The organism is Vreelandella salicampi (assembly GCF_013415105.1).
GTDB classification, from domain to species: domain Bacteria; phylum Pseudomonadota; class Gammaproteobacteria; order Pseudomonadales; family Halomonadaceae; genus Vreelandella; species Vreelandella salicampi.
Window position 1 is genome coordinate 77,136 of sequence record NZ_JACCDF010000005.1, and the last position, 15,845, is coordinate 92,980.

Here is a 15,845-nt window from a genome sequence, read left to right on the forward strand (position 1 = left end):
ACACGCGTGATCACCACAGGCGCATCAAATCAAAATAGAGCGCCATCATCATTAACGTTCCTACCATGGCCAAGCCAATACGTAACCCAATCGCTTGCGCCTGCTCTGACACCGGGCGCCCGCGAACAATTTCCACTAGGTAGTAAAGCAAATGGCCGCCATCGAGAACAGGGATGGGCAACAGGTTCAGTACGCCCAGGCTGATAGAAAGATAGGCGAGAAAGCCAACGAACGCTTCCATGCCGGCGCGCGCGGAGTCTCCCGAAATCTGTGCAATCGTAATCGGCCCCGATAAATTCGACGGTGAAATCAACCCCACCAGCATTTTACGGATGGCGTCGAGGGTCAGCATGACCATTTCACCGGTTTTATTAAACGCTTGCCCCACGGCCTCGACAGGACCATAACGGATTTCACGGCGCAGCTCTTCCGGCCACTCAACGGGCTCAACCCCGGCGCCGATGTAACCGACCTCAATGCCGCTTTCTAACGTGTTCCGCCCTGGCGTCAGCGAGACAGTTTGTTCGCTACCGTCACGCTCAATGCGTACATCAAGCATTTCTCCCGCATTACCGCGCACCACATTGACGAATGCCATCCAATCATCGACCGGTTCACCCTCCACCGCGACGATACGATCTCCCGAGCGCAACCCCGCTGCGGCCGCCGCTTCACCGTCCATCACTTGGCCTAAAACCGCCGGGAAGTCGGGCCGCCACGGGGAAATCCCTAAGCTTTGCAGCGGTTGCGGTGGTTCTTGACGCACCAGATAGTCATCGACTGGCAGCGTATAGCGCTGCGAGGCACTGGCATTTTCAGGACGTGCCTCAATGCTCAACTCGCCATTGTGACCAATCAAAGACACCAATTTAAGGTTAATCTCGTCCCAAGCACGCACAGGTTCGTCTTCAATAGCGACGATTTCGGCGCCATGCTCAAGACCTGCCTGTTCCGCCGGCGAGCCTGATGCCACGTCACCAACAAGCGGCGCTACGGTTGACATGCCAGCCACAAAAAGCGCCCAGTAAGCGACAATCGCTAACAAAAAATTGGCCAATGGACCTGCCGCCACAATGGCCACGCGCTGCCATACGTTTTTACGGTTGAAAGCGTATTTAAGTTCTTCATCTAGCACTGGCGCTTCGCGTTCATCCAGCATTTTGACGTAGCCGCCAAGCGGTATCGCCGCTACGGCATATTCAGTGCCGTGGCGATCAGTGCGAGACCACAGCGGCTTGCCAAAACCTACAGAAAAGCGTAGTACCTTTACACCGCAGCGGCGTGCCACCCAAAAGTGACCAAACTCGTGAAACGTCACCAAAAGGCCTAGCACCACGATAACCGCTAATATGTTTTGTATCAGGCCCACGCTTGTCTCCTCGGTTCTTGCTGATCAGCCGTTTTTAGTGGCGCTTAGCGTGCAAAGTGGCTAACCCATTGCTGGGCGGTGCGGCGTGCATGCTGGTCGGCATTGAGCACGGTCTCTAGATGATCGATTGGTTCGACAGACTGGTCGTTCAAGACGGCCGCCACGACATCACCAATGGCGTTGAAGCCTAACCGCTTGGCTAAAAATGCCTCGACAGCGACTTCATTCGCTGCGTTTAGAATGGCCGGTGCGCTCCCGCCTTGCTGCATGGCTTCGCGCGCCAGCCGCAGGCAGGGAAAGCGCCCCTCATCCGGCGCTTCAAAGTCCAGGCGGGCGACCTGAAAAAGATCTAGCGCTTCAACACCTGCATCTATGCGCTCCGGCCAAGCCAAACCATAAGCAATAGGTGTGCGCATATCCGGGTTACCCAGCTGTGCCAGCACCGAGCCATCATGATAAGCCGCCATGGAGTGAATCACACTTTGCGGGTGCACGACGACCTGAATCTGTTCGGGCGTGGCGTCAAACAGCCAGCACGCCTCAATCAGCTCTAAGCCTTTATTCATTAGCGTGGCGCTATCGACGGAAATTTTGCGCCCCATCGACCAGTTAGGATGAGCGCACGCCTGATCAGGCGTGACACCTGCCAGCGCCTCGCGGCTCCATGTGCGAAACGGTCCGCCAGACGCCGTAAGAAGAAGTTGCGATACCCCGTGGCGCGCGAGCCCACCGCGATGCTCGCTAGGTAGACACTGGTAGATCGCATTATGTTCAGAATCGATAGGTAAAAGCGTCGCCTTGGCGGTTTCCACGGCTTGCATAAACAACGCCCCGCTCATCACCAACGCTTCTTTATTAGCGAGCAGCACCCGTTTTCCTGCTCTCGCGGCGGCCAGCGCCGGTAAAAGCCCAGCGGCCCCAACGATAGCCGCCATGACGATATCCACGCTACTATCCTGGGCAACATCCACCAACGCCTGCTCGCCAACGGCCACCTCGGTTGCCACGCGCGCTTGTCGCAATTCCAAACGCAACCACTGCGCGTCCTCTTCCTGCGCCAGCACGGCAATCGCGGGCTGATGCTCAATGCACTGTGATAAGAGCGTTTCTCGGGAAGTATGCGCCGTCAGCGCATACACCTGGTAACGCTCGGGATGGCGGGCAATGACATCCAGCGTACTCGTACCAATCGAGCCAGTAGCGCCCAATACGGTTACACGTTGAGGGTGACTCATAGGTTAGGCACCAGCGTATAAAGTAGGGCAAATAGCGGAATGGCGGCAGACAGGCTATCGATACGGTCCAGAACGCCACCATGTCCAGGTAGCAACTGGCTTGAATCTTTGATCTCGCGGTAGCGCTTGAGCATGCTTTCCAGCAAGTCTCCCAACACCGATACCAATGTAACTACTAGCGTCACCATCAAGAGCACGAGGCCTCCGCGCCACCCTAAGCCTTGCCAAGCGCTGAATATCAGCGCCAGTAGTAGCGTGGTGGCAAGCCCCCCTGCCACGCCTTCCCAGGTTTTCCCCGGACTCACGTGAGGAGCAAGTTTATGCTTACCCAACGCACGACCGACAAAATACGCGCCAACGTCAGCGGTCCACACCAGCAGCAAGACAAACAGTAGCCAAACGCCGCCGCTTTCGCGCAGCACATTAAAACCGACCCAGCACGGCAGTAGCACCCACAACCCCATCAACAAACGCCGTGGCGTGGAGCGCCACTGTGCGAGCGCCTCTGGGTAGCGCGTCACCCAATAAAGGTTCATCAGCCAGCCAGCGGCGGCAACCCATAACGGCCAGCGCGCAAAAGCAGTGCCGCTTTGCCAAAGCAGCAACATCAAGATGGCAACCCCGATAACCAGTAGCGCCCGATGAGTCGCATGCTGAACGCCGGCCAGGTTGGCCCACTCCCAGGCGCCGAGCAGCATAATGCCAGCGGTAAAAAGGGCGAAAGCGCCACCTTGTAGACCAAACAGCCCCGCCAACACCAGCGGTGCCAGCCAAGCTGCTGTGATAATTCGCTGTTTAAGCACCCTGCGCCTCTGTTTTTGTTGGCGACGATTTTGACGACGGCGCTGACGATAATTGCTCATCGGTCATGCCAAAACGCCGTTTACGCTGGCTAAAGTCCGCTAGCGCAGCGTCGAATGCATTGGCATCAAAGTCTGGCCAAAGCAAAGGCGAAAAGTACAACTCAGCATATGCTAGCTGCCACAGCATAAAGTTGGATAATCGCTGTTCACCGCTGGTGCGAATACACAAATCTACCGGTGGCACTTGGCTTGCGCGGAGGGTTTGATCCAAACGCGTTTCATCCACCTCGGCGGCGGTCAGCTCACCATCAGCCACTTGCTGGGCCAGCTTTCGTGCTGCACGAGCAATTTCCCACTGGCCGCCATAGTTAGCCGCAATTACCAGGTGCATGCCCGTATTTTCCCCCGTCAGCGTTTCCGCGCGCTGAATATGCTTTTGAATCGCGTGCGAGAACCCTTCACGCTCACCTAATATGGTGAGGCGAATATTGCGCTCGTGAAGTTTCTTCACCTCGCGCTTGAGCGCCATCAAAAAGAGTTCCATCAGCGCATTGACTTCAGCCGCGGGGCGCTTCCAGTTTTCACTGGAAAAAGCAAAAAGGCTTAGCGTCTCCACCTCACACTCTACTGCGCGGCGAATCACCGCCCTTACGGCCTCGACCCCCGCCCGGTGGCCTCGCACACCCGAAAGGCCACGCGCGCGCGCCCAACGGTTGTTGCCATCCATAATAATGGCGACATGGGGTGGGATCAGAGCTAACTCCGCAGATTTTGTCGCTGAAAGCTCAGTCGATGAGCGTGTATTTGAATTCGCCGGTTGTTTATCCGGAGACTGCGGTAACGTCATAAAATATCGCACCAAAGATCATTCATCTGACCGGCAAGAAGCCGAACGGGCAGCAGCGCTGCCCGTGACTAAGGTGTCAATATCACACCTGCATCAAGTCCTGCTCTTTGGCCGCTAATGCTTTATCGATTTCAGCGACGTATTGATCGGTAAGCTTTTGAATTTCTTCCTCACCTTGGCGTTGATCGTCTTCGGTGATCTCTTTGTCTTTCAGCAACGACTTGAAATCGCCATTGGCGTCACGGCGCACATTACGCACGGCCACGCGGGCGTGCTCGGCTTCACTACGCGCTTGCTTGATGTAACCTTTGCGCGTTTCTTCAGTCAGCATCGGCATCGGTACGCGAATGACGGTACCGGCGCTTGCCGGGTTGAGGCCTAGATCCGAGGTCATGATTGCCTTTTCGATTTTCGGCACCATGCCTTGCTCCCAGGGAGAGATGGTCAGCGTGCGAGCGTCTTCTACGTTGATAGAGGCCACTTGGCTAAGCGGCACTTGGCCACCGTAGTAGTCCACTGTCACGGCATCGAGAATGCTCGGGTGCGCGCGCCCAGTGCGAATTTTGTTGAAGTTGGTATGCAGCGCGTCAACGCTTTTCTTCATGCGTGCCTGCGCGTCTTTCTTAATCTCTTTAATCACGTTATTCCCCTCTATCAATCAGCGTGCCTTCCTTGCCCCCAACGACCAGGTTCAGCAGGGCACCAGGCTTATTCATGTCAAATACCCGCACTGGCATGCCATGGTCACGTACCAGGCAGATAGCGGTCAAATCCATCACACCGAGCTTTTGGTCCAACGCATCGTCGTAGGAGAGTTGCTCGTACTTCACCGCATCAGCGTGCTTCACCGGGTCTTTATTATAAACGCCGTCGACTTTAGTGGCTTTGATCACGACATCGACATCCACTTCGATACCCCGTAGACAGGCGGCGGAGTCGGTGGTGAAAAACGGGTTGCCGGTACCGGCAGAGAAGAGCACGACGTCACCCGAGGTCAAATAGCGAATCGCCGTGCGGCGATCATAGTGCTCCACCACGCCACTCATGGGAATCGCCGACATCACTCGCGAGCGAATATTAGAGCGTTCGAGCGCATCGCGCATCGCTAGCGCGTTCATTACTGTCGCCAGCATCCCCATATGGTCGCCGGTCACGCGGTCCATGCCCGCTTCATTAAGCGCAGCACCGCGGAACAGGTTGCCGCCGCCGATGACTAGCCCCACTTGAACACCGATGCCGACTAGCTGGCCAATCTCTAATGCCATTCGATCCAGTACAGCCGGGTCGATACCAAAATCGTGCTCGCCCATCAGGGCTTCGCCCGAAAGCTTGAGCAAAATACGTTTATACTTCGACTTTGACTTCGAACCCTCCGTTTTTTTGCTAGGGGAAACCGAGGCAAGGGGCTCATCAGCATCGCGGGACATGGCATCTCTCCTAAAGCTTTAACCACACGTAAGGCTTTAACAACAAGGCAGACCTACGCCGAATTGGCGGGTGGCTCCTGCGCTCACCTTTTAAGCGTTAGCGCAAACCACGTTAGCGCACGCTAAGTAAGCACAAGAGCCGGATACGCAAAGGCGTGCGCTTACGCGCACGCCCACTTGCTTGGAACCTATGACCTTAGCTGCGGCCAGCCTGTTCCATGACTTCTTTAGCAAAATCGACTTCTTCTTTCTCGATGCCTTCGCCGACTTCAAAGCGCGTAAAGCCAAGCACTTCACCACCGGCGGCTTTCACGTACTCAGCCACGGTTTGGTTCGGGTCTTTAACGAACGGCTGTTCGGTGAGGCTATTCTCGGCCAGGTACTTCTTCAAGCGGCCTTGAACCATTTTCTCGGCAATCTGCTCCGGCTTACCGGCCATGTCCGGCTGAGCCAGAATGATCGCTTTTTCCTCGTCCAGCTTCTCTTGCGGCATTTCATCCGGACGGGCGACCGTCGGATTGATCGCAGCAACGTGCATGGCGACGTCTTTTGCGGCTTGAGACGTACCGCCTTTAAGTACGGTCAGAACGCCAATACGGCCACCGTGAACATACTCACCGACCAGGTTACCTTCACCCGCCTCGATGACGACGGCACGGCGCACGCCGATGTTTTCACCGATTTTTTGCACAAGCTGTTCGCGAGCGGTTTCCAGATCGCCTTCCATTACCGCGGCGACATCTTCGTTTTTCGCTGCAAAGAAGGCATCCGCGATTTTGTCAGTGAACGCTATGAAGTTGTCATCGCGAGCAACGAAATCGGTCTCGGAGTTAATCTCAACCATGACGCCGTAGTCACCGCTTTCGGAAACGCGCGTTACCACGGCACCTTCTGCAGCGGTACGACCGGCTTTTTTCGCGGCTTTAAGGCCAGAATTCTTGCGCAGGTTTTCGATCGCGACTTCGATATCACCGTCAACTTCGGTGAGTGCTTTTTTGCACTCCATCATGCCAAGACCGGTGCGTTCGCGCAGTTCCTTTACCTGAGAGGCGCTGATAGCTGCCATAAGGATTCACCTCTGATCTAAATAAGTCTAGAAATTGGAGATAAGGCCCGCCAAAGCGGGAAAAAAGGGGGCATAAGGCCCCCTCCTAACGCGATGGGGTATATTCATCCCCATCTTATGCGGCCTATTACTCGGCAGCAGCGCTGCTTTCGGTATCGGCGGCGTCTTCGGCGACTTCAACAAACTCGTCCGGACGACCTTCTTTAGCGCGGGCGCAGGCATCCGCGATGGCCTTCACGTAAATCTGAATCGCGCGGATAGAGTCATCGTTACCCGGGATAACGTAGTCAACGCCGTCTGGGTTCGAGTTGGTATCGACAACACCGATAACCGGAATACCCAGCTTGTTGGCTTCGTTGATCGCGATACGCTCGTGGTCGACGTCGATAACGAACAGTGCGTCCGGCAGGCCGCCCATGTTTTTGATACCGCCGATGGAGCGCTCAAGCTTGTCCTGCTCGCGGGTCGCCATCAGAACTTCTTTCTTGGTCAGCTTCTCGAACGTGCCATCTTCACGCATGGCTTCGATATCACGCAGACGCTTGATGGACTGGCGAATCGTTTTGAAGTTGGTCAGCATGCCGCCCAACCAGCGATGGTTAACGAAGTGCTGGTTAACGCGATTCGCTTCTTCTTTAATGATTTTGCTTGCGCTACGTTTGGTACCAACAAACAGAATCTTGTTGTTGGAAGCCGCCATTTTCTCAACCACGTCGATCGCTTCATTCAGCGCCGGCAGCGTGTGCTCAAGGTTGATGATATGGATTTTGTTGCGCGCACCAAAGATGAACTTGCTCATCTTCGGGTTCCAGTACTTGGTTTGGTGACCGAAGTGAGCGCCTGCTTTGAGCAGATCACGCATATTAACGTGTGCCATGGTAAAACTCCTGAAACTCGGGTTAGGCCTCCACACACCCCATGGATCCGACCAGAGACACGACGTTTGACCTAAACTCAGACGTTGCGTTCAAAGGCACCCGGGACCATGTGACGGTGCATGTGTGATTTAAGGCTTTCTGTTAGCAGCATCGCGCACCATTGCGCTATGCCTTTGTGCCTTTCCATCAACCTCAAGCAAAAATGGCTGGGCGATTGCAGGAAAGCGCGCGGCTTTATACCATAGATTGCCGCCAAGATGAAGCCATCACCACTTTCCCGTTATTGATGCCAACCCTTTATACTGGCGCAACGGCTGACCCATTTCCAAGGCAACGAGTGCTCATGAACGTTCCCATCAAGACCCCCGCTGAAATCGAAAAAATGCGCGAAGCTGGCCGCCAAGCCGCCAGCGTCATTGAGATGATCACCCCCTACGTTGAAGCGGGCGTTACCACCGGCGAGATCGACCGCCGCTGCCACGACTACATTGTCAAAGAGCTCGGCTCGACCCCGGCACCGCTGAACTACCATGGCTTCCCCAAAGCGACCTGCACCTCCATCAACCATGTGGTGTGCCACGGTATTCCCGATGACGGCAAAAAACTCAAAAACGGCGACATCATGAACTTGGATATCACGGTCAAAACCGCCGACGGTTACCACGGTGATTCCAGCGTCATGTTTGTGCTGGGTGACACCATTCAGGGCGAACGCTTAAGCCGCGTGACCCAAGAGTGCTTGTATAAAAGCATCGCGAGCACAAAGCCAGGCGTGCGCCTTTCGGAGCTGGCGCGTGAGATTCAACGCCATGCGGAAGCTCACGGCTACTCGGTAGTGCGCGATTTCTGTGGCCACGGCATTGGCGCTGACTTTCACGAAGAGCCGCAGTTTTTGCACTACGACGGCTATGCCGCTGATGCCGACATTACCCTGAAAGCCGGCATGTGCTTTACCATCGAGCCCATGATCAATGTCGGTGGCTACAAAACCAAAGTACTGCGCGACGGCTGGACGGCGGTCACCAAGGACCGCAGCCTCTCTGCCCAGTGGGAGCATACTTTGCTGGTCACCGACGATGGCGTAGAAGTGCTCACCGCGCGCAGCGATGAAGATTTCAGCTTTCTCAACGCCTAACGCATTCACCGAACGCACAACCTCCAGGCGACCCATGCTACTTCACCACTACCGATTCGAGCCGGATACGACACTCCTTGATCTCGGCGTTTTTCGCGACGAATTGGCCGGCTCTCGCTCGCCGGTCGTCCCGTTTAAAGCGGCACTGCGGGATTTGCAGGCGGGGCTTGACGAGAAATTCCGTGCCGGCGCAGACATTCGCGACCTGGTGCGCGGACGCGCTTGGTACCTTGACCAACTGCTGGCAATGGCGTGGTCGCAGCATGAGTGGCCCGATGATGGCGTCGCCCTCGTCGCCGTGGGCGGCTATGGCCGTGGCGAGCTGCACCCGCACTCGGATATCGACCTGCTGCTACTCTTGGAGCACGACGACGACACGCCCTACCGCGAACCGCTCACAGCGTTTATTACCTTTTTGTGGGATATTGGCCTTGAAATCGGCCACAGCGTGCGCTCGCTCAATGACTGCGAACGCGAGGCCGGTGCCGACGTCACGGTGATCACCAACCTGTTGGAATCGCGTTTAATCGTGGGGCCTGAGCGCCTGCGTGGCGCCATGCGTGAGCGGCTTAGCCCCGAGCGACTGTGGCCGGCGGATCGCTTTTTTGAGGCCAAGTGGCAAGAGCAAATCGCCCGCCACTACCGCTACAACAACTCCGAGTATCACTTAGAGCCGAACCTCAAAAGCTCCCCTGGGGGCTTACGTGATATCCAGATGATTGGCTGGGTCGCCAAGCGCCACTTCGGCACCGAGCAATACACTGACATCGTCGCCAAAGGTTTTATGAACGACGCTGAGCTGCGCATTTTAAGCCAGGGTCAGGCATTTCTATGGCAAGTACGCTACGCCTTACATATGCTCACCGGCCGCGCCGAAGACCGGCTGCAATTTGACCACCAGCGCACTATCGCCGAGCTGTTCGGCTTTCGCGATACCCCGGAGCGGCTGGCAGTCGAGCAGTTCATGAAGCGCTACTACCGCCATGTGACCGCCCTTGCGCAGCTCAACGACATGCTACTGCAGCACTTTGACGAAGTGATCCTGCGCCGCCAAGAATCCCTGGAAACAGTGAAGCTCAACGACCGCTTTGAGACCAAGGGCGGCTATATTCAGGTGCGCTCACGGACACTTTTCCGCGACAAGCCCTCAGCAATGCTGGAGCTTTTCCTACTCATGGCGCAACACCCTGAGATAGAAGGCGTGCGCGCCGATACCATTCGCCTGATTCGCGATCATCGCCACCAGATCGACGATCATTACCGCGAAGACCCACTGCACCAGCGATTTTTTATGGCGCTATTGCGCTCCGCCGGCAACGTGCCGCGCCAGCTGCGGCGGATGAACCGCTACGGCATTTTAGGCAAATATCTGCCCGAATTTGGCCGCGCCGTGGGGCTGATGCAGCACGACCTGTTCCATATTTACACCGTGGACGCCCACACCCTGCGGCTGCTCAAGTTCCTCCACGGCTTCCGCAAACCGGAGGCCAAAGAAGAATTTCCGGTCGCCGCCGCCATCATGCCGCAGCTACCCAAGCTCGACCTTCTCTGGATTGCCGGGCTCTTTCACGATGTCGGCAAAGGCCGCGGCGGCGATCACTCCCTGATCGGGGCAGAAGACGTCACGCATTTCTGCAAACGCCACCGCGTGTCTACCCACGACACCAACCTGGTGAGCTGGCTGGTCGAGCAGCACCTTTTGATGTCGATGACGGCACAAAAGCGCGATATCACCGACCCCGACGTGATTCGTGATTTCGCTCTCGCCGTGCGCAGCGAAACACGTTTGGATTACCTTTACGTGCTCACGGTCGCCGACATCAACGCCACCAACCCCACGCTGTGGAATGGCTGGCGTGCGTCACTGTTGCGCCAACTCCACTCCGAAACCAAGCGCGCGTTACGCCGCGGGTTAAAAAATCCGCCTGATCGTGATGACTGGGTGCGCGAAACGCGCATGGAAGCCCGTTCGCTTCTGCAAACCATCGGCATTGACGCCGAACACATCGACCCACTGTGGGATTCGCTCGGCGAAGACTACTTCCTGCAATACGCACCCAGCGAAATTGCCTGGCAAACCCAAGGCATCATGGCCCACAAAGACACACACCAGCCGTTGGTGTTGATCAGCGTTCCCACAGCGGGCATGACGGAAGGCGGCACCAAGGTGTTTATCCACACTCGCTCGGTGGATGATCTCTTCGCTGCCACCGCCGCAGCCATGGAGCAGCTAGGACTTTCGATTCACGATGCGCGCATCGCGACGTCTCACAACAATTGGACGCTCAACACCTTTATCGTGCTCGACAACCAAGGTCAGGCCATTTGCGACCCGGAACACATCGAAGAGATGCGCCGCCATCTGGTGGAAGAGCTCGATGACCCCGACGACTATCCCGATATCGTCTCCCGCCACACGCCGCGCCAACTTAAGCACTTTAAGGTGCCCACCGAAGTGCTGATCGAACAGGATCCGGCCAATGATCGCACCATGCTGGAACTCAGCGCTCCGGACCGGCCCGGCCTTTTGGCTCGCGTCGGGCGCATTTTTATGGAGCAAGGCATCGCCCTCTCGGCGGCTAAAATCGCCACCCTAGGTGAACGGGTAGAAGACGTCTTTTTCATCACCACCAAAGCCGGTGAGCCACTGACCGATCCGGATCGCCAGCAACAGCTACGCGATCGTTTGACGGATGAATTAAGCGTCTAATTTGAGCCCGCCTCAGGGCTTGCCTATAATCGGCTAGCCAAACGCCGACAATGATGCCGCACAGGCACCCTGGACACGCACTCTGGATGCTAATGAACCCCGACCTTGACGCCTTGCACCCCTACCCGTTCGAAAAGCTGGCCGCGCTAAAAGCAGCGCTCACAGCGCCGACGGATCTCGCCCATATCCCGCTGACTATCGGCGAGCCGCAGCACGCCCCTTTTGCCGCTGCGCTCGACGCGCTGCATGCCCATCAGGCCGAGTTCGCCCGCTACCCTGCCACTGCGGGGTTGCCTTTGCTGCGTCAAACCATCGCCGATTGGGCGACGGAGCGCTTCTCCCTGAAAGGGCTTGACCCAGAGACTCAGGTGCTCCCGGTCAATGGCACGCGTGAGGCCATTTTTGCTTTCGTACAGGCCGCACTCGACCGTACCCGGGCAGCGAAGGTCGCCGTGCCCAACCCCTTCTATCAGATATATGAAGGCGCGGCGCTACTCGCTGGCGGCGAACCACTGTACCTTGACTGCACCACAGAGAACGGCTTTCGCCCCGACTTTTCCGCGGTATCGGCGGATACCTGGCGCGACGTCCAAATGGTGTTCATCTGCTCGCCGGGCAACCCCACCGGGGCAGTGACGCCGCTTTCAGACTTCAAACAGCTGATTGCCCTGGCCGATGAGTTTGACTTCATCATCGCCTCCGACGAGTGCTACTCCGAGCTCTACTTGGATGAAAGCAATCCGCCGCCCGGGCTTTTACAAGCCTGCGCCGAGCTCAATCGCCACGACTACCGCCGCTGCCTGGTGTTTCATTCGCTCTCAAAGCGCTCCAACCTGCCGGGGCTGCGCTCTGGCTTTGTCGCTGGCGACGCGGCGCTGATCGCCCCGTTCAAGCGTTACCGCACCTACCACGGCTGCGCGATGTCGTTGCCTCTGCAGCATGCCTCTATTGCCGCCTGGCAGAACGAAAGCCACGTGCGCGTCAACCGCGACGCCTACCGGGACAAATTCGCCGCCGTGACACAGGAGCTCGCCCCGGTGATGGATTTCCCCACACCCGAAGCGAGTTTTTACCTCTGGCCTGCGGTTCCCGGCGGTGACGATATCGCGTTCACCCAGCGCCTGTTCGAGCAGGCGCACGTCAGTGTTTTGCCGGGTAGCCTAATGGGGCGCCCCGGCGCAAACGGCGTGAACCCCGGCGCTGGGCGGCTTCGCTTAGCCTTGGTAGCGGAGCTTGCCCCGACGCTTGAAGCCGCCCAGCGGATTCGCCGGCTAATTGAAAGCGGCTAAGCTGACCAATCACAGTCGATCCGGACCCAATCCCGCTTTCACCTTGATCCGTCTGAAACAAGAACCGTCTTAATCAAGGTCTGTCTTAATAGAGAAAAGGAGGTCATATGCTCACGCTTTACATGATCGATAACTGCGATACCTGCCGCAAAGCGCGTAAGGCACTGGATGAAAAAAGCCTGCTCTTCAAGACTCACGACCTCCGAAAAGACGGGCTTTCGGCGCCGCTTTTAGAGCACATCCTGCACCGCGTCCCACTGGTCGAGGCGATCAATAAGCGCAGCAAAACCTGGCGCGAGCTTTCCGATGAAGAGAAAGATTTTGACGCTAATTCCGGCCGCCAACTGCTGTTGAAACACCCAACGCTTTTAAAGCGCCCTCTGCTGGAACTTGACGACGACACCATTCTTGTCGGGTACAAAGACGGCGATTACGACAAACTCTGAAACACTTAATTGAACATTGACTCAAAGGAACGCAACTATGCTGAGCTTTGCGCTTGGAATCGGTACACAAAACACCCAAGGCGACTGGCTGGAGATCTATTACCCGGCGCCACTCTTAAACCCCGATGAGAGCCTGGTAAACGCCGCTAAAGAGGTGCTTGACGTGCCACACGGCAACGCCGCTATCAGCTTCTTGCCCGAAGACTGCACACGCCTAGCAAAAGCGCTAGAAGCGGCCGGCCACGCGGCACAGGCCGAGCTTGCCGAATCATTGGCGACAAGCACACGCCCGTTAGTGGCGATGTTTATGGAAAGCGACCAGCCGCCGCAAACCGCTCCGGAAGTCTATCTCAAACTACACTTGCTCTCGCACCGTTTGGTCAAGCCACACGGGCTGGACCTCACCGGCATGTTCGGCCTGTTGCGCAATATCGCCTGGACCAATGAAGGCGCCATCGATATTGAAGAGCTGCCCACCCGTCGCCTGAAAGCGCGCCTGGCCGGTCGTGCGCTATCGGTCGATTGTGTGGACAAGTTCCCCAAGATGACCGATTACGTGGTGCCTCAAGGCATCCGCATCGGCGACACTTCCCGCGTGCGCTTAGGCGCTTATCTTGGCGAAGGCACGACCGTCATGCATGAAGGCTTCGTTAACTTCAATGCCGGCACCGAAGGCCCGGGCATGATCGAAGGGCGTATCTCCGCTGGCGTCATGGTAGGTAAAGGCTCGGATCTAGGCGGCGGCTGCTCCACCATGGGCACGCTTTCCGGCGGCGGCAATATTGTCATCAAAGTCGGCGACGGCTGCTTGATTGGTGCCAATGCCGGTATCGGCATTCCGCTGGGCGATCGCTGCACGGTCGAAGCGGGCCTATATATTACTGCTGGCGCCAAGGTCACGCTGCTTGACGAGAAGAATCAAGAAGTCGATACCGTCGCCGCACGCGAGCTTGCCGGCCAGGACGACTTACTGCTGCGCCGCAACTCGCAAAACGGTCGCATCGAATGCCTGACCAATAAGAGCGCCGTTGCGCTAAACGAGGCGCTGCATGCCCATAACTGAGGCCAAGGCACTATCGCCGACGCTGCAGCTTGCCTTTAACCTGCTCAGCCGCGCATCGGTGACGCCGGACGACGAAGGCTGCCAAGATGTCATGATCGAGCGCTTAGCAGCGCTCGATTTTCACGTCGAGCGGCTCCCGTTTGGCGACGTGGACAACTTCTGGGCGGTGCGCGGTCATCACGGCCCGGTGCTCGCTTTTGCCGGCCACACCGACGTTGTTCCCAGCGGCCCGCCCACGCGCTGGGAGTATCCGCCGTTTGAGCCGTGTATCGATGAGCATGGCATGCTGTGCGGGCGCGGCGCCTCGGATATGAAAGGCAGCCTCGCGGCCATGGTGACGGCGGTAGAACGCTTCGTCGCCGCCCACCCCGACCACGATGGCCGTATTGCGTTTTTGATCACCTCCGACGAAGAAGGGCCTGCCATCGATGGCACCCGTGCGGTGGTCGAGCACTTGCGCGAATCCCACGACCGGTTGGATTACTGCATCGTCGGCGAGCCCTCGTCGACAACACGGCTAGGGGATGTGATCAAAAACGGCCGACGTGGTTCGCTAGGTGGGGTGCTACATATCAAAGGCGTGCAAGGGCATGTGGCCTACCCGCACTTGGCCCGCAACCCAATTCATCAGGCGATGCCAGCGCTCGATGCGCTCGCCAACGAGCACTGGGATCACGGTAACGCATTTTTCCCCGCTACCAGCTTCCAAGTCTCCAATTTCCGCGCAGGCACCGGGGCGACCAATGTGATTCCTGGTGAGGTGGAAGTGGTGTTTAACTTACGCTTCTCCACCGAGGTCACCCATGACGAGCTGAAGGCGCGCACCCACGCGATTTTGGACGCGCACGGTCTCGAGTACGACCTAGACTGGACACTGAACGGCGAGCCGTTTTTGACCGCTGAAGGCGCACTTGTCGATGCAGCCATTCAGGGCGTTGAGGCGGTTACCGGCAAGCGCCCGGCGCTTTCCACCTCCGGCGGCACCTCTGACGGGCGCTTTATCGCCACCCTCGGCGCACAAGTGGTGGAACTCGGGCCGCTTAACGACACGATTCACAAGGTCAACGAGCGCATCCGCGCGGCAGACCTGGATGACTTGAGCCGCATCTACGAGGCAACGCTCAAGGCGCTGTTTGTCGACGGTACCGGTAACACCAGGGAGCACGGCTAATGGAGCATTACCCGGATATTGAAATCTACCTGGCACATACGCCCCATGACGCGCTCAACGCTTGGCTGGCACAGGTGCTCGATGCGCCGCCACTCGTGCCTGCGGGCAAAGGCAAATGGCGCACCCAAGGCCACTATAATGGCCAGCATGTACCGGTACTGCTGGTCGAAAAAGCCGCCGACGGCTTTGCCAGCCTATGGATGGATAGCCATCATACGCCGTGGTATACCGACCAAGAAGCCGCCCAGCATGCCGCTGAAGCGCTGCAAACCGAGGTTCGCTGCTCACTTGGCGGCTGGAGCCCAGGCGACGACCCTGACCGCTTTTGGCAAGTATTACCCGGCGGTGAAGAACGTGCTATCAACTGGCCCGATTCAGGGCAGTAATCCTCACTTTTGTAACGTCC

Annotated in this window: 15 protein-coding genes; 7 read left to right on the plus strand and 8 right to left on the minus strand. The window is 57.4% G+C overall.

All coding sequences use genetic code 11. From position 1 onward, the window contains the following. Window positions 1-10: 10 nt before the first annotated feature. The 8 genes from rseP to rpsB form a co-directional block, all read right to left on the minus strand. Complete coding sequence (gene rseP, locus HZS81_RS07570) at window positions 11-1,369, minus strand: RIP metalloprotease RseP (protein ID WP_179929951.1); 1,359 nt, start codon at window positions 1,367-1,369, stop codon at window positions 11-13. 44 nt (window positions 1,370-1,413) lie between these two features. Next, window positions 1,414-2,604: a 1-deoxy-D-xylulose-5-phosphate reductoisomerase gene (gene ispC, locus HZS81_RS07575; protein WP_179929952.1), complete on the minus strand. Its 1,191-nt coding sequence runs from the start codon at window positions 2,602-2,604 to the stop codon at window positions 1,414-1,416. Beyond that, a complete protein-coding gene (locus HZS81_RS07580; protein ID WP_179929953.1) occupies window positions 2,601-3,407 on the minus strand; it encodes a phosphatidate cytidylyltransferase in 807 nt (268 codons plus the stop codon). Before HZS81_RS07580 ends, ispC begins: the two co-directional genes overlap by 4 nt. Next, window positions 3,400-4,254, minus strand: coding sequence for a polyprenyl diphosphate synthase (gene uppS / locus HZS81_RS07585; RefSeq protein WP_179929954.1), 855 nt, complete (start codon window positions 4,252-4,254; stop codon window positions 3,400-3,402). The genes HZS81_RS07580 and uppS overlap by 8 nt, the downstream gene beginning before the upstream one ends. Window positions 4,255-4,336: 82 nt before the next feature. Continuing rightward, the gene (frr, locus tag HZS81_RS07590) at window positions 4,337-4,894 is read right to left on the minus strand and encodes a ribosome recycling factor (protein ID WP_179929955.1); all 558 of its coding nucleotides are present in this window, start codon (window positions 4,892-4,894) and stop codon (window positions 4,337-4,339) included. Between the two features lies 1 nt (window position 4,895). Continuing rightward, window positions 4,896-5,681 carry a UMP kinase gene (gene pyrH / locus HZS81_RS07595; protein WP_179929956.1) on the minus strand — a complete coding sequence of 262 codons (786 nt, stop codon included), beginning with the start codon at window positions 5,679-5,681 and terminating at the stop codon, window positions 4,896-4,898. A 196-nt stretch (window positions 5,682-5,877) separates the two neighbouring features. Next, window positions 5,878-6,747, minus strand: coding sequence for a translation elongation factor Ts (tsf, locus tag HZS81_RS07600; protein ID WP_179929957.1), 870 nt, complete (start codon window positions 6,745-6,747; stop codon window positions 5,878-5,880). A 127-nt stretch (window positions 6,748-6,874) separates the two neighbouring features. Further along, complete coding sequence (gene rpsB, locus HZS81_RS07605; protein ID WP_179929958.1) at window positions 6,875-7,624, minus strand: 30S ribosomal protein S2; 750 nt, start codon at window positions 7,622-7,624, stop codon at window positions 6,875-6,877. A 344-nt stretch (window positions 7,625-7,968) separates the two neighbouring features. Here rpsB and map point away from each other — a divergent pair, with 344 nt between their 5' ends. From map to HZS81_RS07640, 7 genes are all read left to right on the plus strand, one after another. Continuing rightward, window positions 7,969-8,760: a type I methionyl aminopeptidase gene (gene map, locus HZS81_RS07610; RefSeq protein ID WP_179929959.1), complete on the plus strand. Its 792-nt coding sequence runs from the start codon at window positions 7,969-7,971 to the stop codon at window positions 8,758-8,760. 34 nt (window positions 8,761-8,794) lie between these two features. After that, complete coding sequence (locus tag HZS81_RS07615) at window positions 8,795-11,470, plus strand: [protein-PII] uridylyltransferase (protein WP_179929960.1); 2,676 nt, start codon at window positions 8,795-8,797, stop codon at window positions 11,468-11,470. 92 nt (window positions 11,471-11,562) lie between these two features. After that, window positions 11,563-12,759, plus strand: a complete 1,197-nt coding sequence (gene dapC, locus HZS81_RS07620; protein ID WP_179929961.1) for a succinyldiaminopimelate transaminase — start codon at window positions 11,563-11,565, stop codon at window positions 12,757-12,759. Between the two features lie 107 nt (window positions 12,760-12,866). Continuing rightward, window positions 12,867-13,205, plus strand: coding sequence for a Spx/MgsR family RNA polymerase-binding regulatory protein (locus HZS81_RS07625; RefSeq protein ID WP_179929962.1), 339 nt, complete (start codon window positions 12,867-12,869; stop codon window positions 13,203-13,205). 37 nt (window positions 13,206-13,242) lie between these two features. Beyond that, window positions 13,243-14,268 carry a 2,3,4,5-tetrahydropyridine-2,6-dicarboxylate N-succinyltransferase gene (gene dapD / locus HZS81_RS07630; protein ID WP_179929963.1) on the plus strand — a complete coding sequence of 342 codons (1,026 nt, stop codon included), beginning with the start codon at window positions 13,243-13,245 and terminating at the stop codon, window positions 14,266-14,268. Next, window positions 14,255-15,439: a succinyl-diaminopimelate desuccinylase gene (gene dapE, locus HZS81_RS07635; protein WP_179929964.1), complete on the plus strand. Its 1,185-nt coding sequence runs from the start codon at window positions 14,255-14,257 to the stop codon at window positions 15,437-15,439. Before dapD ends, dapE begins: the two co-directional genes overlap by 14 nt. Continuing rightward, window positions 15,439-15,825 (plus strand): hypothetical protein, encoded by a 387-nt coding sequence (locus HZS81_RS07640; RefSeq protein WP_179929965.1) that lies wholly within the window; start codon window positions 15,439-15,441, stop codon window positions 15,823-15,825. The genes dapE and HZS81_RS07640 overlap by 1 nt, the downstream gene beginning before the upstream one ends. The last annotated feature ends 20 nt before the right edge of the window (window positions 15,826-15,845 follow it).